This window comes from Leifsonia sp. Root1293 (assembly GCF_001425325.1).
In the GTDB taxonomy this organism is placed as follows: Bacteria; Actinomycetota; Actinomycetes; order Actinomycetales; family Microbacteriaceae; genus Orlajensenia.
The window spans coordinates 1745561-1763884 of sequence record NZ_LMEH01000001.1 but is presented as its reverse complement, the minus strand read 5'-3'; the positions used below and the strand labels follow the sequence as shown (position 1 = coordinate 1763884).

Genomic DNA, 18324 nt, shown 5'->3' with positions numbered 1-18324 from the left:
CGTGCCTCGGTGGCGTGGTTGAGTAGCCGCATGTCGACCGAACCCGCCCCGGATCAGCACGCTGACGAGCCCCATCGAAGTGGCATCGCCCAGAGGCTCAACTGGCTGCGCGCCGGTGTGCTCGGCGCGAACGACGGCATCGTGTCGGTGGCGGCGATCGTCGTCGGTGTCGCCGGTGCCACGACGGCCAGTGCGCCCATCCTCACCGCCGGTGTCGCCGGCCTCGTCGGCGGTGCAGTCTCGATGGCGCTTGGGGAGTACGTGTCGGTGAGCAGCCAGAGCGACAGTGAGAAGGCTTTGATCGAGAAGGAGCGTCGCGAACTCGAGGAGATGCCGGAGCAGGAGCTCGCCGAACTCGCAGGTCTCTACGAGGCTCGTGGGCTGTCGCCTGAAACGGCCCAGCAGGTCGCCATCGAACTCACGGCGCACGACGTGCTCGCCGCCCACCTCTCCGCTGAGCTCAACATCGACGCCGACGATGTGGTCAGTCCCTGGCACGCCGCCTTCGCCTCGGCCCTCGCCTTCACCCTGGGCGGCATCCTGCCACTGCTCGCGATCCTGTTACCGCCGGAAGGCTGGCGGGTTCCCGTCACCTTCGTGGTGGTACTGCTGGCCCTCGCGATTACCGGAACCATCGCCGCCCGTATCGGCGGGAGTTCCCGACTGCGCGCTACCCTCCGCGTCGTCATCGGAGGCGCGATCGCCCTCGTCGCCACCTTCCTCATCGGAGCTCTGCTGGGAACCACGGGAGTGGTCTGAGAAGTCTGCCCCAGACGATCTCCCAAAGTCACCATCGCCCGTAGGGCGATCGTGTTGTGGGTCGTCGCAGGTCGCGCATTGCGTCCATCGGAACGAATCCGCTCCCAGGTGGCGGAGATAAGGGACGGCAGCCTCGACCGCCGCGTGCCCGGATCGGCAGGCCAGGACGAGATCGGTCGCCTCGCCCGAACGATGAACGCCATGCTTGCCCGGCTCGAAGTGGCGTACGACCGCCAGCGTCGATCACGATCCCCCAGAACGGCATGATCGGCTCGATTCGTCGTCCGTTTGCCCCGCGGTCCCATACCTGGGGATGCCGCGTCCGGAACCGGCACCCGCCGGACCGACCCTGGCCCATGAGCCGCTGGAGAGCGGTCGGGTCAGGACGAGCGGACGGTGGAGACGATTGCCCGTCCGGTGTCAACGCTACGGACGGCGGACGGGTTGGCCGTGGGTCGCTGGCGCGGTCGCTGGCGCGCCTTCATGATGAAGATCGTCATGGTGGGCGCCACGTACGCGACCCAGACGACGGCTTGGAGCACCGTGGTCTCTGGGGTGAAGTTCAGTGTTCCGCGCAGCAGGGTGCCGTACCAACTCGTCGGGGAGATCACCTGGCTGACGTCGAAGGCGAGAGTGTGCAGGCCGGGGAGGACCCCGCCCTCTTGCAGGTCGTGCACGCCATAGGAGAGCACGCCGGCGGCGACGATGATGAGCAACGCGCCCGTGATGGTGAAGAATTTCGAGAGGTTGATTCGGAGCATGCCTCGGTAGATCAGCCAACCGAGGGCGATCGAGGTGAGAATGCCGAGGGTCGCTCCGAACAGGGGCATCGTCGTCGAGCCTGTCGACTGGACAGCGGCCCAGATGAACAGCGCGGTCTCGATGCCCTCGCGGCCGACGGCGAGGAACGCGACGAGCACGAGGCCCCAGGCTGCGCCGACGAGGTGCCGGTCGATGTCGCCCTGCAGGTGGCCCTTCAGGTTCCGCGAGGTGCGAAGCATCCAGAACACCATCCAGGTGACGAACCCGGTGGCGATGATGGAGAGAGTGCCCCCGATGATCTCCTGCGCCTGGAATGACAACCCGTAGGTGCCGAAGGTGAGGATGGCGCCGATGCTCAGGGCGAGCAGGAGCGCGAGCCCGATTCCGAGCCAGAGTTTGCCGAGGACGTCGCGGCGGCCGATCTTGACCACGTACGCGATCAGGATCGTGACCACGAGCGCGGCTTCGAGGCCCTCCCGGAGTCCAATCAGGTAGTTCGCGACCACGGTGAGCCTCTCGTTCCAAAGGTTGGTGAGGCTTACCTTACCGAGCGTTCTTCTAAGACGGCTCTAAGAATCCGATCGTACCGACCGTCGGTGTTGGAGCCGACGTTCCACCCGCGATCCGGAGGTTAGGCTCGGCCCATGACCTGGCCCGGTGAGTTCCTTCCGACCGTGGTCGGTGTGGCAGTGCTCGTCGCGATCACGACGGTCGTGCTCAGCGCTTTCCGCGTTCCGCATCGCTGGGCACCCGCGCTGGCCATCCTCCGAGGAACGGTCCAGCTGGCGTTGATCAGCGTCGTTCTGACGGGAGTCATCTCGAACCCGGTGTGGGTCGGAGTGGCACTTCTGGTGATGTTCGGTGTCGCCGTCGCGACGGCCACGAGGCGTGTCGGTCCTACCATCGTGCACGGGGTGATGATGGCGTCGGGGATGGCGGCCGGCATCCTCGTCACTCTTACCGTGGTCTTCGCAACCGGGGCGATCGAGTTCTCGGCACGCTACGCGCTCGCCATCGGGGGGATCGTGATCGGCAATGCCATGACGATCGCCACCCTGGCGGGCCGGCGATTCTCCGAAGCGACTCGCGACCGGTGGGATGAGGTCGAGGGGTGGATGGCCCTCGGAGCCACACCCCGGCAATCGACGGTCGACATCGCCCGGGCCGCGGTGTACTCGGCACTGATCCCATCGACCGACCAGACGAAGACCACCGGGCTGGTGACGTTGCCCGGCGCGTTCGTCGGCGCCATCTTCGGCGGCGTGTCGCCGCTTGAGGCTGGCCGCTTCCAGATCGTCGTGCTCGCGGCCATCATGGCCGCCGGAACGATCACGGCGGCGGTTGTCGTGAACTGGCTTGCCCCGGTGAGGCAGATGCCACCCGTCCTGACGTGACGGACGGGAGCCAGGCACCCGAACGGCCCGACTCCCGTCAGCCCGTCCGATCAGTCGTCGGCAGTCTCGCCGTCGTTGGTGCCGTCTTCGACGCCTTGGTCGTCGGCGGTCTCTCCGTCGTTGGTGCCGTCTTCGACGCCTTGGTCGTCCGCAGTTTCGCCGTCGTTGGTGCCGTCCTCGACGCCTTGGTCGTCGGCGGTCTCGCCGTCGTTGGTGCCGTCCTCCGTCACTGCGGGTGTGCTCGGGCCGCTTGTGGAAGAGCTCGCCTGCGCGGGGATCGTGACGGCGATTCCGCCCGCGACCGCAACGACGACGGCCAACGCCGACCCGACGAGGTATTTCGTTCGTTTCATCATGGTGTGCTCCAGTTTCCTGCGACCTGGACAGTCGCAACTACCACCACGTTAGGAAGGGGATCGTGAGATCAACGTGAGAGGGGTATCCGGAGAACGGCGGTCGTCCCCACACCGGAATGGGAATTGATCTCCACGTCGCCGCCGTGCAGGCGCATGATCTGTCGCACGATCGACAGGCCGAGCCCGTTCCCCTCGCTCGCTCTCGAGGGATCCGCGCGCCAGAACCTGTCGAACGCCAGGCCCACCTCGTCCGGGGTCATCCCGATGCCGTGGTCCTGGACCTCGATCCGTGCCCATGCCCCCTGGCGGATGGCGCGCACCTCGATGGGGTCGTCTGCATCCGAGTACCGGATGGCGTTGGTCAGGAGGTTGAGGAGCGCCCGCTCGAGAAGCCCTGATGCCCCGTGGACGGTCACGCCGGCGTCGGATTCCGTCGTGACCCTCTCCGCGATGAGGGTATCGACGGCGAGGGCGTCGTCGACCAGTTGGCGGACGTCGACCAGCTCCATGGCCATCTGCGCCTCCCGCTCGGTCCGGGACAGGAGCAGGAGATCGGACAGGGTCCGGGCGAGATGGTCCGTCGATCGGAGGGTCTCCCTGATGGCCGATTGATAGCTCGGGACGTCGCGGTCCCGGAGGAGCGTGAGCTCGAGCTTCGCCTGGATCGCGGCGAGCGGTGTGCGGAGCTCGTGAGAGGCATCGTCAACGAACCGCTGCTGCGCTTCGAAACTCCGCCGGACCGGTCGCATGGCCAATGATGCCAGGAGGTAGCTCGTGGCTGGAACCGCGACCACGAGCCCGGCGAATCCCCAGAGCAAGGCCGCGCGCAGGGTGGCGAAGCTTGCCTCTGCACTGATCCCGGAGCCCTCCTCCGCAGCGTCGAAGTCGAACGACGATGTCACGAAGGCGTAGACGGCTATGGCGAAGGCGCCGAACAGAGCCAGCTGCACAATCGCGAACCACAGGGTCAGGCGCCACGTCGTGCGACGGAGGATCACGTGTCCGCCCCGATGGAGTACCCGCTGCCACGATGCGTGCGAATCGGATCGGGTTCGCCGGGTCGACTGAGCTTCCGACGGAGGTAGCGGATGTAGGTGGGGACGACATTGCTGTAGCCCTCATAGTTCGAATCCCACGCATGATCGATGAGGTCCGAAGCGCTCACGATCACCCCAGGGTGCCGCATCAGGTAGTCGAGGACGGCGAACTCCTTGGCCGTGAGCTCGATCGTCCGGCCGGATCGTCGAACCCGCCGGGTCGATCCGTCGAGTTCGAGGGAGCCCACGGTCAGGCGAGGTGGCAGCGCTCGTGGAGCGCGCCTCAGCAGGGCGCGAACCCGGGCCAGCAACTCCTCGATGTGGAAGGGTTTCGTCAGATAGTCGTCTGCGCCCGCATCGAGAGCCGCCACTTTGCTGGCAGCAGAGTCGATCGCGGTGAGCATGAGGATGGGCACGTCGGAGGAGATCGAGCGCACCCGTTGGCAGAGCTCCACCCCGCCGCCGGCCAGCCCGGGCAGGCGGATGTCGAGGATCAGCAGGTCCTCCGGTTCGATCTCGAACATCTCCAGCCCGAGAGCGGCATCGTGTGACACGTCGACAGCGTGCCCCGCCTCCTGCAGCGCCTGATGGAGGACGGATGCGATCGCCACGTCGTCTTCCACCACCAGTATCCGCATGCTGTTCCCTTCATCACCATCGTCACCCGCAGCGGTCTCGGGCTACCCGGCGTTGGCTTCCAGAGCTGGAAGCGATGAGGCGACCCGGGGACGCCGGGACTCCGCCGCCGTCAGGTGGATCACCATCCCGATGATCGCGACTAGGAGGACCAAGCTGACCGGTCCGGTCCCGAGTCCCAAACCCCCGCGATCGGGAGGCAATGCGACCCAGTCCGCCATCGATGCACCGAAGGGACGCGTGAGGACGTAGGCGGCCCAGAACGCGAACGTTCCGCCGAATGCCCCGAAGAGGTACCCGACGCCCGGGATGGCGAATAGGACGGCGAAGACGATCCCTCCGGCCAAGAAGCCGAGCCCGAGGGTCGTCGCAAGCAGGTCGCCGGCCGCTGTGCCGAGCGCGAAGGTCGTGACGACGGTCGCCCAGTAGAACAGCTCGCGGGGTCGTGAGTCGATCGCATGGATCGAGAGCGTGCCCTGCGTGCGAAACCACGTCACGAAAATCGCGGTGAGGAGCAACGCGAAGAAGGCGGTCGAGACGGCGTAGGGGATGCCAAACTGCACGTGGACGACGTCGGCCACCATGGTTCCGAACACGCTGACCATGAGCACGGCGAGCCAGTACACCCAGACGACGTAGCGCCGAACGGTCAACTGAATCGACACGGCGCAAACGAGCAGGATTCCGGTCACCGCGACCGCGACGGGCGGATCGATCTGATGCACGAGGAAATCTGAGGTGGTCTCGCCCATGCCGGTGGTGAGGATCTTCGTGATCCAGAATGCGGCGGTGATCTCGGGAACCTTGTTGGTGGACACGAGGAGAGGTTCACATGCCGTGTCTAAGAATCCGCTCAGGTGTCGGGGCGCGACGTCGGGCAGGTTCTTAGAGGTTGATGGGTGGCGATCAGAGAGTCTGGCGCCAACGAGGCCAGCCACATCGGCCCGCAAGACGAGGAATCATGACAGCGCCACTGACCAGCTCGACCCGCTCCGCCCGCCCGACCTGGCTGAACTCCGAAGCCTCGTACATCACCTGTACTGTGACCATCATCCTGGTCGTTGCGGCTGGGTTCGCCATCCAGGCCATCCCCGGCTGGACCGATGCGGAGCTTGCCTTCCTCATCCACGTCAGCAACGTTCATGGCCCCGTCGGTAACGCGGTCGCCCTCGGAATGAGCTGGCTCTTCAGCCCGCTCATCGGCTCGTCCCTCCTGATCGCCGTGGCCGGGGTGATGCTCATTGTCACCAGGTCATTCCTCATGCCCGCCCAGATGCTGATCCTCGTGGTTCTGCCGTGGCTGGGCAGCGACCTCATGAAGATCCTCGTGCATCGCCCACGACCGGATCTGACTCAACTGTCAGACGCCCTCGCCGCCGAACCGACCTCCTTCAGCTACCCAAGTGGGCACACCACGTTCGCCGCAGCCTTCTGCCTCGCCCTCCTCATCACGTTGTGGACCACCCGGTGGCGCCCCGTATTCATCGCGATAGCCGTCATCGTCCCGCTCCTCATGGCCGCCTGCCGGGTGTACCTCGGAGTGCACTACCTCTCCGACGTGATCGCCGGGCTGCTGTACGCCACGGCAGCGGTCGGGCTGGCAGGCGGGTTGTTCGAGAAGTACGCGTGGCCGCAGAGGCGAGCGCTGTAGATTTGGCATCCATGCCGGATGTCCGCCTTCGTGTACTCCTGATCGAGGACGACCCACAACTCGGGCCCCTCATCGAGACCGTGCTCGCCGAGACCTATGACGTCACCCTCGTCGCAGACGGCGACGCCGGACAGACGGCGGGTCTGGCGGGCGAGTTCGACGCCTTCGTCATCGACCGCCGTCTGCCGAACCGAGACGGTGTTGAGATCGTGGAGGTCCTGCGAGCCGGGGGAGTCGTCGCACCCATCCTCATGTTGACCGCTCTCGGGACCGTCGCGGATCGCGTCATGGGGCTCGATTCGGGGGCGAACGACTATCTGGTGAAGCCATTCGACTTCGACGAGCTCCTCGCCCGGCTTCGTGCGCTGCTGCGAACCTTCACGGGAGAGGGGCGCCTTCTCCATATCGGGTCGTGGGAGTTCTATCCGCAGAGTCGATGCGTCTATTCACCCTACGAAGGGCGCGTGCAACTGACGGGACGAGAGTCGGAGCTGCTCGAACTCTTCGCCGACAACCCAGGACGCACCTTCAGCCGGAATCACATCCTCCGCAGCGTGTTCGACGACGACGATCAACCCGGCACCGTCGACACCTACGTGCACTACCTGCGCCGCAAGACCGAACCTCACATGATCACGACGGTGCGCGGCGCCGGCTATCGGCTCGGTGATTTGTGATGTCTGCTCGCGTCCGCCGCACCGACCCCGATACACTCGCGGTCCGTCGTGCGTCCCGGGTCGTCGGACTCCAGATAGCGATCGCCTCCGGCGCACTCGTGCTTCTGATCCTTGCGGCTGCGTTCATCTTCATTCTCGACCAACAGACGCCAGCGGAGCTGGCCGAGAAGCCGCTGCCCGGCGAGCACAAGATCTACATCGACGCCGGAGAGGCGATGCTCGTCCTTGTCATCATCGGCCTCCTCGCGGTCGTCATCGCCGGAGTGCTGGCTCTCGTCTTCACCCGCCGGGCAGTCAACCCGCTCGGCCGGGCGTTGCGGATCCAACGGACCTTCGTCCAGGACGCCAGCCACGAACTGCGCACCCCGTTGACCGTGCTCGACGCGCGCCTTCAGGTTCTCGAGCGAAGCCTCGCTCCCGAGGACCCCGTCATCCCGACGGTCCAGCAGCTGCGCTCCGACACGCGCGCACTCATCGATATCGTCAACGACCTGCTCCTTGCCGCGGACGATGCCGGCGACTCAGCCTCGTCACCCGCCTCGCCACTCGCTCCCGCCGTCGACGCCGCCATCGCGTCGATGCAGGTGATCGCAACCGAACGCGGAATACGCGTCGTCGTCGAGGGTGCACAGCCGGATGTTGGCACCACGGTGCCCTCGACGTCGTTGCAACGGTGTGTGACCGCCCTTCTGGACAATGCGATCGCTCATTCACCTGACGGGTCGGACATCCGCGTCGTCGTGACTGCGGGTCGAGGTACGACGGTCATCTCGATCGCGGACAGCGGACCCGGTATTCGCGGGATCGACCCGGAGAGAATCTTCGACCGCTTCGCACACTCGGATGCGCCGACACCGGGTCCCCGGTCGAGCTTCGGGATCGGCCTCTCCCTGGTACAAGACATCGCAACCCGGCACGGTGGGTCCGTCGACGTCGTCGAGACATCGGAGCGGGGGACCACCCTGGCCCTCACCCTCCCAGCGGTGCGGCTCGAGCCCCGCCCCTGAGCTGTCGCTGCTCGTTGAGTCGAGTTCTTAGCGGACTCTGAGGGCGAACGGCGTACTCTCTCGCCAGAGCTCATCGAACACGTCGGTGCGCACAGCAGAGACGAGAGATCAGAGTGACGGCGACCGGCTTGTTCGATCCGCAGGGCATCATCGAGGGCAGCGGAAGCTGGGGGCTCCTCGTCGTCTGCGCCATCATCTTCGTCGAGACTGGGCTCCTCATCGGCTTCGTCCTGCCAGGCGACACGCTGCTGTTCTTCGCCGGTGTGCTGACCTTTGGTGGCGTGATCCCGGAACCGGTCGCAGTGGTGATCGCCGCTGTCGCGGTGGCCGCGATCCTGGGCGATCAGCTGGGCTATGTCATCGGTCGAAAGACGGGACCTCGGATCTTCGAACGCAAGGAGGCCGGGCTGATCAGCAAGGCGACGCTGGAACGGACCGACGGATTCTTCCGCCGGTACGGGCCCGCCACGGTCACCATCGCACGTTTCATTCCCGTCGTTCGAACCGTCGCCCCGGTTGCGGCCGGGACCGCCCGAATGCGCTATCTCACCTTCGTGACCTTCAACGTGGTCGGCGGAATCCTCTGGCCAACCGCGCTCATCCTCGCCGGCTACTTCCTCGGGCAGATCCCCGGTGTCGCGGACTTCGTCGCCAAGTACATCGACCTGATCCTGGTCGGGATCGTGGTGCTCTCGATCGTGTCGATTCTGATCAGCACTCTCAGGGCGCGACGGAACCGGCGAGACGACGAGAACGCCGATCGGCCCGCCGGATCTCGGTCTGTCGCCAGCGACTCACACTGAGACGGTGACGCCACCAGCGCCCGCTGCCGGTCGGCGAGCGCCGTACACCCAGTGCCGGTAGGCGATGAACCGGAACGCTGAGCCGAGAATCAACCCGACCCCGTTCGCTGACACGTTGTCGGCGATCGGTGAGGTGAGGTGCATTCCGTAGTGGGAGAGGCCGAGGCAGGCGATGGCGATCACGCTGCCGGCGACACTGACGAGCCCGAACTCGACGGCTTCGCGGACGACGTCGGCGCGGCGACGATCGCGGAACGTCAACCAACGGTTTCCGACCCAATTCGCGGCGATCGCGACGCTCGTCGAGATGATCTTCGCGAAGACGGGGCCGCCGTGGACAGCGTGGGCGGAGAGCACGGACAGGGTGAGGAGATTGAACAGCCCGACGTCGAGCAGCAACCCCGTGCCGCCGACGAAGGCGAACTGAAGGAGCTCGCGGACCAGCCGATCACGCCGCACGCGATGGCTCCAGATCGGCCGAAGGCCCGGAGGCGGGCGGCGTCGACTTCGGCTTCGGCGACAACGCCCAAGCAGTGATCCGCACCACCGCTTCGAGGATGATCCGCCCGTTCATCTTGGATCGCCCGGCGGTCCTCTCGACGAATGTGATCGGGACTTCACCGACGCGAAGCCCAAGCAGGACGGCTCGCCACAGCAGCTCAACCTGAAATCCGTACCCCTGACTGACGAGCACATCAGGCCGGATCCGTCGGAGGGCCTCGGCGGTGAAGACCCGATACCCGCCGGTCACGTCTCGCTGAGGGAGGCCGAGAACGGTGCGCGCGTAGGCGCTCCCGCCGAGCGACAGGAGCCGGCGGCGGATCGGCCAGCCGACGACCCTTCCTCCGGGAATCCACCGGGACCCGATGACCATGTCCGCCTCCTGCAGGGCCTCCAAGAGGCGCGGGAGTTGCTCAGGCTGATGCGATCCGTCGGCATCCATCTCGACGATGACGTCGTAGCCGCGATCGATCGCCCACGCGAAGCCCGCCCGGTAGGCGGCGCCGAGACCATCCTTCGACGTGCGATGCAACACATGGACGCCCGGGTGCAGGTCGGCGAGGTCGTCGGCGATCCCGCCGGTGCCGTCCGGGGAATCGTCGTCGACGATCAGTGCATGAATGCCCGGAACCGCGTCGAGAAGTCGGCCGATGAGGGCGTCGATGTTGTCACGCTCGTTGTAGGTCGGCGTGATGACGATGGTGTTCATGGTCACTCCTTGGACAGTTCATAGACGGTGGTGCGGTGGACGGGAAACGACTTCTCGATGCGGTACCCCAGTCCGCGTACAGCGTCGATTTCGGCACGGTCCTGACCGCTCTCGACGACCCAAACGGTGTCGTGCGGGAGGATCAAGGCCGAGATCGAATCGGTGGGGGCTACCTGATCCCATAACGCAGGTCGGTCGACATAGCCCTTCACCAGTGCGACATCGGTGAGTCCGGTGAAGCTCTGCGGGTAGAGGTCGAGTGCCAGGCGTGGTTTCCGGGATGGCTTTCCGGAGGAGTCGAACACGATCGCTCCGCCGACGGATGCGTGGGCGGCGACGACGTCTGCTGTCTGCCGGAGATCGCTCCCGCCGTCCTTGGCGAACGGCCCGCGCTGAGCGATGTAGCGCGGGGAGGCCGCCGCCAGCAGAGCAACCAAGCCGATGACGAGGGCAACGCGTCGCCACTGGTGACTGCGGATGGGCGATCCGATCCCGTCGAGGCCGAGAGCGAGGAGGAGGGCCACTGCGGGGGTGCAGAAGGCCAGGTAGCGCAGGTTGTACATGGGTGACACCCAGGCATTCCCAGCGAGCAGCAGCATCGTCGGCACGGCGAACCAGACCAGGACCACGATCACGGAGGGGAGGTGGGAGCGCCGCGATCGGCCAACAGCGGTGAGCGCACCCACGGCGATAAGCGCCCAAGCGAGTGCAGCGAAGAGCGGAGTGCTGAACCACTGGCCGACGAGGACGGACCAAGCGGTGGCGTAGTCACGATGGGCCAGGAACTTGATCTGTCCACGCTGCGATAGTCCGGCGTACAGGATCGGAGCAGCACACACGGCCGCGACCGTCATCGCCTCCGCCCACCGTCGCACGACTGTCCGGCTGGCATGAAACGCGACCACAACCGTGATGTGAACGGCGACGAGCAACACGAGGTACAGGAACAGGTAGGTCGCCGCCGCTGCTGCAACCCCATAGAGCAGCCACGCACGCCGACGGACCTCGCCGTGGCGAACCAGCGACACCAGCCAGACCGTCAGCCAGACGGCCGCAGCGATCGCGAACGCGTACGACCGCGCCTCGGCGCCCATCCGTGTCACCTGCGGCAGGATGGCGAACACGAGCCCTGCGACGATGCCGAGCCGGAGCCCGAACAACTGGCGCCCGAGCGTGAGCGTTCCGGCGGCAGCGAAGCCGACCGCGATCGCGCTGGGAAAACGGACGGCCGCCTCAGAAGTGCCTACGACGCTCATCCAGAAATGCAGGAACAAGTAGTACGCGGCGTGAACCGCATCGACGTGATCGAGCATATGGAACAGGCTCGGCAGGCTCCGGCCAGCGGAGAGCACGCTCGCTGCTTCATCCCCCCAATACGACGGCGTGCCGGAACCGACGGCCGCGATCAAACCAGCCAGGACACCGACCGCCGGCGCGGCGAACCGTCTCCGGGCAGGGGTCGAGATGTGCGCAGTGCTGGTGATGACAGGAGGGAGAGTGAGCGTGCTCGTCATGGTGGCCCTGATCCCTTCATCCGGATGACTCCAGCGTGGGATCAGTGGCTGGGTGAGACGTGTTCCTGCAGCCGAGATCTCTGTGAGCTTGTACACGCAACCGGTGAAACGGGCCGATCGTGTGAGGTCGCTCAGGAACGGGAGCGTCCCCGTCAGCATCCGCTCAGCGAGGGCCGAAACGGTGTTCGCATGACATCCACAATCGATGAATCAACGCGAATCAGCGACCTGCTACTCAGCAAGGTCCCTCAGATCACCTTGGCGTTCTGGGTCATCAAGGTCTTCTCCACCACAGTGGGCGAGACGGCGGCCGATTACCTCAACGACACCCTCGGGTTCGGCCTCACGGCCACATCCGTCGTCACCGGCATCGTCTTCCTCATCGCCCTGGGGGTGCAATTCTGGACCCGCCGTTACGTGCCCGCCGTTTACTGGATCACCGTCGTTCTCATCAGCGTCGTCGGGACCCTTATCACCGACAACCTGACCGACGCCGCCGGAGTTCCACTGTGGGCATCGACTCTCGTCTTCTCCGTGCTTCTGTCGGTCACCTTCGTCGCGTGGTACGCGAAGGAGCGCACCCTCTCCATCCACTCGATCGTCACCCGTCGTCGCGAAGCGTTCTACTGGCTGGCGATCCTGTTCACCTTCGCGCTCGGCACCGCAGCCGGTGACCTCGTTTCCGAAGCTTTGGGTCTCGGCTACCTCGTTGCCGCAATTCTGTTCGCAACGGTCATCGCCGCGGTCGCCTTGGCGTACTTCGTGTTCAACGCCAACGCCGTCGTGTGCTTCTGGATGGCGTACATCCTCACCCGCCCTCTCGGTGCCTCACTCGGTGACCTCGCCTCTCAGCCCGTCTCCGACGGCGGCATGGGACTCGGAACCACGGTGACGAGCGTCGTCTTCCTGACTGTCATCATCGCCCTCGTGATCTACATGTCGATCAGCATCAGCCGTCAACGCCGCCAGTTGAAGGCGAGGCACCTGGAACTGGTGGCAGTCTGACCGAGACCGAGCGGGTTCTAGGATGTGGGAACACCGCTTGAGAGAGGCCGACGGATGCGCATCCTCGTCGTCGACGACGAAGTGGAGATGACCGAACTGCTCGCCCGCGGGCTGGCAGCTGATGGGCACCACGTGACGCAGGCGCACGACGGCATCGCGGCCATGGGGGCCGCCCGAAGCGGCCAGTTCGACGTTGCCGTCGTGGATCTCATGCTGCCGGGCATGTCCGGATTCGAGCTCAGTCGTCGACTGAAGGAGTTCGACCCGACCATCGCCGTCATCCTCCTCACAGCCCGGCAAGCAGTCGACGATCGGGTCCGCGGGCTGGACTCCGGCGCCGATGACTACATGGTGAAACCCTTCGACCTCGCCGAACTGTCTGCCCGCATCCGTGCCGTACGGCGACGGGACGCCCTCCACGCTCCAGCCCGGATCGATGTCGGCAACCTGGTCATCGACCTGCATCGCCACAGGGTCCGGGTTGAGGAGAACGACATCGCCATGAGCCGCACCGAGTTCGACGTTCTTCGGGTCCTGGCCAGCAAACCGAACGAGACCCGGTCGCGCGCAACGATCCTGGAAGAAGTATGGGACTCGTCGTCCACCATCGACTCGAACGTGGTTGACCAGTACGTCAGCTACCTCCGACGGAAACTCGACCTCACAAACGCCGGCGTGCGAATCGTCACGATCCGAGGAATCGGCTTCCAACTGATCACGACCCCGAGCTCATGATCAAGAACATCGGCATCCGCACGCGCATCGCCGGCGGCAGCCTCCTCATCGCGATCCTCATCTCCATCGCCGCCGGCATCGTCATCAACACACAGATCGAGAGAATCGTCCGAGAGGGAACCACCGCAGTCCTCCGCAGTGACAGCGAACCCTACGTCGTCGCGCTCGAGAACGAGCCGACCGAGTCATTCGATCCGCCGGGACCATCGCAACTGGTGGCCGTGGTGAGTCCAAACGGAGCGACTCCCGTCGACTCTCTCCCCGCCAACTTGTCGGCAATGGTTCCGACTCTTACGACGCTCGACAAGACGACGACCGTCACCGCCGGCGGGACGGACTACATCGTTCTCGCCACTCCCGTGCAGGTCAGCGACTCGACGTGGACCGTCATCGCCGCGCGCGACGCAGATGCCGAGACGACCATCCTCACGCAGATGCGACTGCTGCTCGTTTTCGGCCTCGCCCTGATCTCCCTCGGGACCGCCCTCGCCGCATGGCTGCTCACCTCCTTTTCACTTGGACCCGTCAACCGCCTGCGCGCCAGCGCCGAGACCCTGAGCGACTCCTCCACCACCGAACTGCTGCCCGTCAGCGAAGCGAACGATGAGATCTCCCGGCTCGCACGCACCTTGAACGACCTCATCGAGCGCCTCCGCGCCTCCGCTGCACGGGAACGCCAACTGGTCTCCGACGCCAGTCACGAACTTCGGACCCCGCTCGCCCTTCTCAACACGCAACTCCAAGTCGCCGTCGCGGAAGCATCCTCCATCGACCAGCTCCTGGCCGACGTGCAGGGGGCACAACGGAATGTCATGCGCTTGTCGACACTCGTGACATCGCTGCTCGAACTGTCGGAGATCGAAGCGACCGGCCATGACGGGCGGACGACAGCTATCGCCTTGTCTCGAGAAGTCGCGGAAGCGGTCGACCGCGGACGGTTCCGCGCCACGGATGCCGCTATCGAAGTCACGTATTCGCCCCTGAACGACTCGGACGCTGACGGTCAACAATTCGCCATACACGCCGAGGACTTCGGCCGCGTCGTCGACAACCTCATCAACAACTCTCTGCGCGCCATCGAGACCAACGGCCGAATCGACATCGCGCTCCTCTGGCAGGACCCCGACCTCGTGCTCACCGTCACCGACACCGGAGGGGGCCTCGACCCGGCCTTCGAGCCCACCGCGTTCGACCGCTTCAGCCGAGCGGACAGGTCCAGAGGGTCAGGCGGCGGCTCAGGACTCGGCCTCGCGATCGTGGCAGCCGTCGCCCACAACGCGGGCGGCACCATACGACTCGACAACAGGCCGAGCGAAGGTCTCACAGTCGTCGTCACCCTTCGCCAGACGGACATCCGCTAGCTTCGGGCGAGAGCGCCGGCTCTGTTATCCCGCAGCACCCGTAGGAGGATCGGCTTTCGGGCGGTGCTGTCGCGGTGGTCGACCGGCTCCAGGTGCCGCTGAGGCATGTTCCACAACAGGGGTCATTGTCCTTCACCGGCCCGCGCGGTTGCTCGATACGGTTCAATTCAGCAAGCTCGGCTGGTCTTGGAGGATTCATGAATGACCCGCTCGTCGCTGCGATCAGCGTTCTCGTCGACGACGATGCCCGAGCTCACATCAGTGGGACGGTCACCCACGAGGCGGGTGGGGATACGCGCTCGATCTCTTTCTCCGCGGATGGTCGAAGTGGTGTGTGGACATATTCGCTGGGGCACTTCACCCTCTCCAAAGACGTGAATGCTGTCATCAGCGAGCGCAACGGCACACGATCCGAGCGGCCGAGATCCGATCGGCCAGACTACGTTCCCTTGGAACTCAGATTGTTGTTCCCGAAAACCCTCCCGGTCTGGGACCGGCCGGGGGACGAGTGGCGCGTTTCAAGCGCGGAGAAATCCGACACCCCTGATCACCTTGGGCCTCACACACCGTGAGCACCCCACTGTCCACGGAGTCGCAACGATCGACTACCGACGCAAGCTTTTCACCTCATTCATCACACCAACCGATGCGTTCCACCTTCACGTCGACGTTACGGGCGATGCTGGTGAACGGTTCGCTTCCTACGACCCTTCGTGAGCTGAGAGCCGTCAGGCAGTCCCGGCGTCAGACACGCAGAGGCCCGCAAACCGATCCGCTCGCGGACGTCCGTAGAGGGACCGGCTTGCGTATCAGTTCTGTGTTTGCACCGGCTCCGGAGGCGTACGGGCCAGCGATGAGCACCAGCATGCTTGATGGCCTGTCGCGCCGTCCGTTGTGTGTGCCCTTGTGCGCTTCCTCAATGACCCGCAGGTTGCGGACGGCAACTGAATGCGTGAGCAGCAGGTCGGGCGAAGCAATGTATAGCCAGCCGACGGCGTCGGCCCGAGGTGTGTTCCGAGGGAACGTCGACACGGAAGTCGTGAACGTTCAAACCGCCGCCGTTTGCGAAGGTACTCGTGAAGGAGGAGTCGTGGCGGTTGGGGCTTCCCGCGTTCAAGATCTTGGGGCTTCATATGCAATATATCGCGCAGAGCCGAGCGCTTTCGGGCTGCTCCAGCGCACGACGCCCTCCTGGATGGGCATGATCGATCGTGGCGCGACCACGATCTGGGAGGACTGGGACGGCGTTTCCGAGGACGGAACCGCACGCGAGTCCCTCAACCACTACAGCAAAGGCGCTGTAGCCAACTTCCTTCATACTCACGTCCTCGGCCTTCGGCAGGAGCCGAGCAGTGTCGCGTGGGAGCAGTTCGTCGTGGCCCCCGTGATCGGCGCCGGTCTGACCAACGCGACAGGCTGGTTCGACGGCCCGCAAGGCCGGATCGAAGCTTCGTGGCGCATCGACGGTGATGACATCGAAATCGAGGTTCTCGTGCCGCCTGCGTCGCGGGCGACGGTCGTGTTCCCGAGTGGCGAGACCGTCGATGCTGCGCCAGGCCGAACTCGCCAGCGACGTAGCTTGATCGACGGGACACCGACCGCGAGGGGGCAGTCATGAGCCGAATCATCTGCAACCCGCTCGACCTTTCCTACCGGTACCAGGACGTACGGACCCCGTTCGGTGGTCGGAGCGTGCACCGCGAGGCCGCGGACCCCACCGTTGTCCACTACCACGGCCGGTACTACATGTTCGCGTCCATGACTCGAGGGTTCTGGCACTCCGAAGACCTCGTCGATTGGACTCTGCACTCCACCGACAAGATTCCCGCTGTCGACTACGCGCCGGACGTGCGAGAGGTCGACGGCGCGCTCTTGTTCACGGCATCCCGTCGCACCAACGGCCGCTTCTTTCGCAGCGTCGACCCCCTGGCCGACGACTTCGAGGAGGTCGCACCGAGCGACATCGCCTTCTGGGACCTCGACACATTCCAGGATGACGACGGCCGGCTCTACCTGTACTGGGGCTGTTCGCACAAGGAACCGATCGCAGGAGTGGAACTCGACCGTCACACCCTGCAGCGGCTCGGCGAACCGGTACCGCTGATCACGGCGGACACAGGGTCCCGTGGGTGGGAGCGAACCGGGGACGACTACGTGGCCGAGGTGAGGAGCGGGATCAGGGGCAAGATCATGGACGCCTACATCGGCGACGCGCCCTTCATCGAGGGCGCCTACATGAACCGGGTGAACGAACGGTACTACCTGCAGTACGCCGGCCCCGGAACCCAGTTCAACACCTATGCCGACGGCTACTACGTCGGCAGTGGCCCCCTCGGGCCATTCGAATACGACGAGAACAGCCCCTTCTCATCGAAACCCGGCGGCTTCATCACCGGCGCCGGCCATGGGAGCACCTTCCAGGACCGGCATGGCAACTGGTGGCACGTGGCGACCATGCGCATCTCGGTCAACGCGGCCTTCGAGCGACGAATAGGTCTCTTCCCGGCCGGCTTCGACGAAGAGGGTGTGCTCTTCTGCAATCAGAACTTCGCCGACTTCCCCATGCGCGTTCCGGATCGTCCCTTCGACCCATGGACGGAAGCGTCACCGGGCTGGATGCTGTTGTCGTATAAAGCATCGGCCACGGCATCCTCCTCGCTTGCAGGTCACGAGGCGGAGCTCGTCACAGATGAGTCCGTGCGTACGTGGTGGGTCGCAGGCACGGATCAGCCAGGGGAGTGGGTGAGCATTGACCTGGGTTCTGCCATGAGCATCCACGCGCTTCAGGTCAACCTGGCCGATCATGAGCTCTCCCGACTTGCACCCAAGCGCCGTGACCTCACAACGGTGACGTTCGGCAAGCGAGCTGTCTTTCCGGACTCCCAGCCCACAGAACTCGTCATCGAATTGTCGCTCGACGGAGACGAATGGACAGTCGTCCACGACAGCACAGGTGCTGGTGTAGACGCACCACACGCCTTTGTCGAACTCGCCGAAGCGCACCGTGCCCGGTTCGTCCGAGTCACAGCAGGCAAGATACCGTTCGAGGGCCCTCTCGCAGTGAGTGGTGTGCGCGTCTTCGGTCTCGGAGGAGGCACCCAGCCCGTCGCGGTCACACCAGCCGTCACTCGAGCTGACTCGCGCACCGCGTCACTCACCTGGGATGCGGCACCCGGTGCTGTCGGATACAACGTTCGGTACGGCCTCTCTCCGGAGAAGCTGTACCACAGCTGGCTCGTCTACGACCGGACCGACCTTGAGATCGGCTCCCTCAATGCGGGACGCCCATACTGGTTCGCAGTGGACAGCTTCAACGAGAGCGGCGTCACAACCGGACAGCCCGTTCTCTCGAACTGAATCCGGAGGAAGGAGACGCTACAACACTGCCTGTTGACGTTCGAGACTCCACAGCGTTCG

General features: G+C 65.1%; 20 protein-coding genes. 12 read left to right on the top strand and 8 right to left on the bottom strand.

Going from position 1 to position 18324, the window contains the following annotated elements; genetic code table 11:
* The first annotated feature begins 30 nt into the window (after nucleotides 1–30).
* Together ASC59_RS08330 and ASC59_RS17795 are read left to right on the top strand one after the other, a co-directional pair.
* Nucleotides 31–759: a VIT1/CCC1 transporter family protein gene (locus tag ASC59_RS08330; protein ID WP_055820731.1), complete on the top strand. Its 729-nt coding sequence runs from the start codon at nucleotides 31–33 to the stop codon at nucleotides 757–759.
* Nucleotides 760–810: 51 nt separating this feature from the next.
* Nucleotides 811–1026, top strand: a complete 216-nt coding sequence (locus tag ASC59_RS17795) for a HAMP domain-containing protein (protein WP_162243180.1) — start codon at nucleotides 811–813, stop codon at nucleotides 1024–1026.
* A gap of 113 nt (nucleotides 1027–1139) precedes the next feature.
* On the opposite strand, the gene efeU is transcribed toward ASC59_RS17795, so the two are convergent.
* Nucleotides 1140–2027 (bottom strand): iron uptake transporter permease EfeU, encoded by an 888-nt coding sequence (efeU, locus tag ASC59_RS08325; protein WP_055820727.1) that lies wholly within the window; start codon nucleotides 2025–2027, stop codon nucleotides 1140–1142.
* A gap of 138 nt (nucleotides 2028–2165) precedes the next feature.
* Between efeU and ASC59_RS08320 the strand changes: the two genes are divergently transcribed.
* Nucleotides 2166–2915: an ABC transporter permease gene (locus tag ASC59_RS08320; protein ID WP_055820725.1), complete on the top strand. Its 750-nt coding sequence runs from the start codon at nucleotides 2166–2168 to the stop codon at nucleotides 2913–2915.
* Between the two features lie 50 nt (nucleotides 2916–2965).
* On the opposite strand, the gene ASC59_RS08315 is transcribed toward ASC59_RS08320, so the two are convergent.
* The 4 genes from ASC59_RS08315 to ASC59_RS08300 all read right to left on the bottom strand — a co-directional run bounded on the left by ASC59_RS08315 (nucleotide 2966) and on the right by ASC59_RS08300 (nucleotide 5762).
* Nucleotides 2966–3271, bottom strand: coding sequence for a hypothetical protein (locus ASC59_RS08315; protein ID WP_055820722.1), 306 nt, complete (start codon nucleotides 3269–3271; stop codon nucleotides 2966–2968).
* Between the two features lie 68 nt (nucleotides 3272–3339).
* The gene (locus tag ASC59_RS08310) at nucleotides 3340–4269 is read right to left on the bottom strand and encodes a sensor histidine kinase (RefSeq protein ID WP_055820719.1); all 930 of its coding nucleotides are present in this window, start codon (nucleotides 4267–4269) and stop codon (nucleotides 3340–3342) included.
* The gene (locus ASC59_RS08305) at nucleotides 4266–4934 is read right to left on the bottom strand and encodes a response regulator transcription factor (RefSeq protein ID WP_235492629.1); all 669 of its coding nucleotides are present in this window, start codon (nucleotides 4932–4934) and stop codon (nucleotides 4266–4268) included. Before ASC59_RS08305 ends, ASC59_RS08310 begins: the two co-directional genes overlap by 4 nt.
* A 54-nt stretch (nucleotides 4935–4988) precedes the next feature.
* Nucleotides 4989–5762 (bottom strand): COG4705 family protein, encoded by a 774-nt coding sequence (locus ASC59_RS08300; protein ID WP_235492628.1) that lies wholly within the window; start codon nucleotides 5760–5762, stop codon nucleotides 4989–4991.
* A 143-nt stretch (nucleotides 5763–5905) separates the two neighbouring features.
* Here ASC59_RS08300 and ASC59_RS08295 point away from each other — a divergent pair, with 143 nt between their 5' ends.
* The 4 genes from ASC59_RS08295 to ASC59_RS08280 all read left to right on the top strand — a co-directional run bounded on the left by ASC59_RS08295 (nucleotide 5906) and on the right by ASC59_RS08280 (nucleotide 9082).
* A complete protein-coding gene (locus ASC59_RS08295) occupies nucleotides 5906–6595 on the top strand; it encodes a phosphatase PAP2 family protein (RefSeq protein WP_055820712.1) in 690 nt (229 codons plus the stop codon).
* Nucleotides 6596–6606: 11 nt separating this feature from the next.
* Nucleotides 6607–7272 (top strand): response regulator transcription factor, encoded by a 666-nt coding sequence (locus ASC59_RS08290; RefSeq protein ID WP_055823044.1) that lies wholly within the window; start codon nucleotides 6607–6609, stop codon nucleotides 7270–7272.
* Entirely contained in the window at nucleotides 7272–8279 is a 1008-nt protein-coding gene (locus tag ASC59_RS08285; protein WP_055820708.1) for a sensor histidine kinase, read from the top strand. The genes ASC59_RS08290 and ASC59_RS08285 overlap by 1 nt, the downstream gene beginning before the upstream one ends.
* Nucleotides 8280–8392: 113 nt before the next feature.
* Nucleotides 8393–9082: a DedA family protein gene (locus tag ASC59_RS08280; protein WP_055820705.1), complete on the top strand. Its 690-nt coding sequence runs from the start codon at nucleotides 8393–8395 to the stop codon at nucleotides 9080–9082.
* Here ASC59_RS08280 and ASC59_RS08275 read toward each other — a convergent pair.
* Genes ASC59_RS08275 through ASC59_RS08265 form a run of 3 tightly spaced genes read right to left on the bottom strand, consistent with a single transcriptional unit; the run spans nucleotide 9074 to nucleotide 11605 of the window.
* The gene (locus ASC59_RS08275) at nucleotides 9074–9541 is read right to left on the bottom strand and encodes a GtrA family protein (RefSeq protein ID WP_055820700.1); all 468 of its coding nucleotides are present in this window, start codon (nucleotides 9539–9541) and stop codon (nucleotides 9074–9076) included. The two genes, ASC59_RS08280 and ASC59_RS08275, sit on opposite strands and share 9 nt — an antisense overlap.
* Complete coding sequence (locus ASC59_RS08270; protein ID WP_055820698.1) at nucleotides 9531–10292, bottom strand: polyprenol monophosphomannose synthase; 762 nt, start codon at nucleotides 10290–10292, stop codon at nucleotides 9531–9533. Before ASC59_RS08270 ends, ASC59_RS08275 begins: the two co-directional genes overlap by 11 nt.
* A 2-nt stretch (nucleotides 10293–10294) precedes the next feature.
* Nucleotides 10295–11605 carry a glycosyltransferase family 39 protein gene (locus tag ASC59_RS08265; RefSeq protein ID WP_162243179.1) on the bottom strand — a complete coding sequence of 437 codons (1311 nt, stop codon included), beginning with the start codon at nucleotides 11603–11605 and terminating at the stop codon, nucleotides 10295–10297.
* A gap of 390 nt (nucleotides 11606–11995) precedes the next feature.
* Here ASC59_RS08265 and ASC59_RS08260 point away from each other — a divergent pair, with 390 nt between their 5' ends.
* From ASC59_RS08260 to ASC59_RS08240, 5 genes are all read left to right on the top strand, one after another.
* Nucleotides 11996–12811 (top strand): COG4705 family protein, encoded by an 816-nt coding sequence (locus tag ASC59_RS08260; protein ID WP_055820693.1) that lies wholly within the window; start codon nucleotides 11996–11998, stop codon nucleotides 12809–12811.
* 54 nt (nucleotides 12812–12865) lie between these two features.
* On the top strand, nucleotides 12866–13546 hold the full coding sequence (locus ASC59_RS08255; RefSeq protein ID WP_055820690.1) for a response regulator transcription factor: 681 nt from the start codon (nucleotides 12866–12868) through the stop codon (nucleotides 13544–13546).
* Nucleotides 13543–14907: a sensor histidine kinase gene (locus ASC59_RS08250; RefSeq protein WP_055820687.1), complete on the top strand. Its 1365-nt coding sequence runs from the start codon at nucleotides 13543–13545 to the stop codon at nucleotides 14905–14907. Before ASC59_RS08255 ends, ASC59_RS08250 begins: the two co-directional genes overlap by 4 nt.
* A gap of 1195 nt (nucleotides 14908–16102) precedes the next feature.
* Nucleotides 16103–16525: an alpha-L-rhamnosidase C-terminal domain-containing protein gene (locus tag ASC59_RS17790; protein ID WP_235492627.1), complete on the top strand. Its 423-nt coding sequence runs from the start codon at nucleotides 16103–16105 to the stop codon at nucleotides 16523–16525.
* Complete coding sequence (locus tag ASC59_RS08240; protein WP_055820681.1) at nucleotides 16522–18264, top strand: family 43 glycosylhydrolase; 1743 nt, start codon at nucleotides 16522–16524, stop codon at nucleotides 18262–18264. The genes ASC59_RS17790 and ASC59_RS08240 overlap by 4 nt, the downstream gene beginning before the upstream one ends.
* Nucleotides 18265–18324 lie beyond the last annotated feature (60 nt).

Bases quoted from the DNA above. Each gene is read 5' to 3' on its own strand.
- ASC59_RS08330 (WP_055820731.1), top strand. From the start codon at position 31: ATGTCGACCGAACCCGCCCCGGATCAGCACGCTGACGAGCCCCATCGA.
- ASC59_RS08320 (WP_055820725.1), top strand. From the start codon at position 2,166: ATGACCTGGCCCGGTGAGTTCCTTCCGACCGTGGTCGGTGTGGCAGTG.
- ASC59_RS08315 (WP_055820722.1), bottom strand. From the start codon at position 3,271: ATGATGAAACGAACGAAATACCTCGTCGGGTCGGCGTTGGCCGTCGTC.
- ASC59_RS08295 (WP_055820712.1), top strand. From the start codon at position 5,906: ATGACAGCGCCACTGACCAGCTCGACCCGCTCCGCCCGCCCGACCTGG.
- ASC59_RS08290 (WP_055823044.1), top strand. From the start codon at position 6,607: ATGCCGGATGTCCGCCTTCGTGTACTCCTGATCGAGGACGACCCACAA.
- ASC59_RS08285 (WP_055820708.1), top strand. From the start codon at position 7,272: ATGTCTGCTCGCGTCCGCCGCACCGACCCCGATACACTCGCGGTCCGT.
- ASC59_RS08270 (WP_055820698.1), bottom strand. From the start codon at position 10,292: ATGAACACCATCGTCATCACGCCGACCTACAACGAGCGTGACAACATC.
- ASC59_RS08265 (WP_162243179.1), bottom strand. From the start codon at position 11,605: ATGCTCGATCACGTCGATGCGGTTCACGCCGCGTACTACTTGTTCCTG.
- ASC59_RS08260 (WP_055820693.1), top strand. From the start codon at position 11,996: ATGACATCCACAATCGATGAATCAACGCGAATCAGCGACCTGCTACTC.
- ASC59_RS08255 (WP_055820690.1), top strand. From the start codon at position 12,866: ATGCGCATCCTCGTCGTCGACGACGAAGTGGAGATGACCGAACTGCTC.
- ASC59_RS08250 (WP_055820687.1), top strand. From the start codon at position 13,543: ATGATCAAGAACATCGGCATCCGCACGCGCATCGCCGGCGGCAGCCTC.
- ASC59_RS17790 (WP_235492627.1), top strand. From the start codon at position 16,103: ATGGGCATGATCGATCGTGGCGCGACCACGATCTGGGAGGACTGGGAC.
- ASC59_RS08240 (WP_055820681.1), top strand. From the start codon at position 16,522: ATGAGCCGAATCATCTGCAACCCGCTCGACCTTTCCTACCGGTACCAG.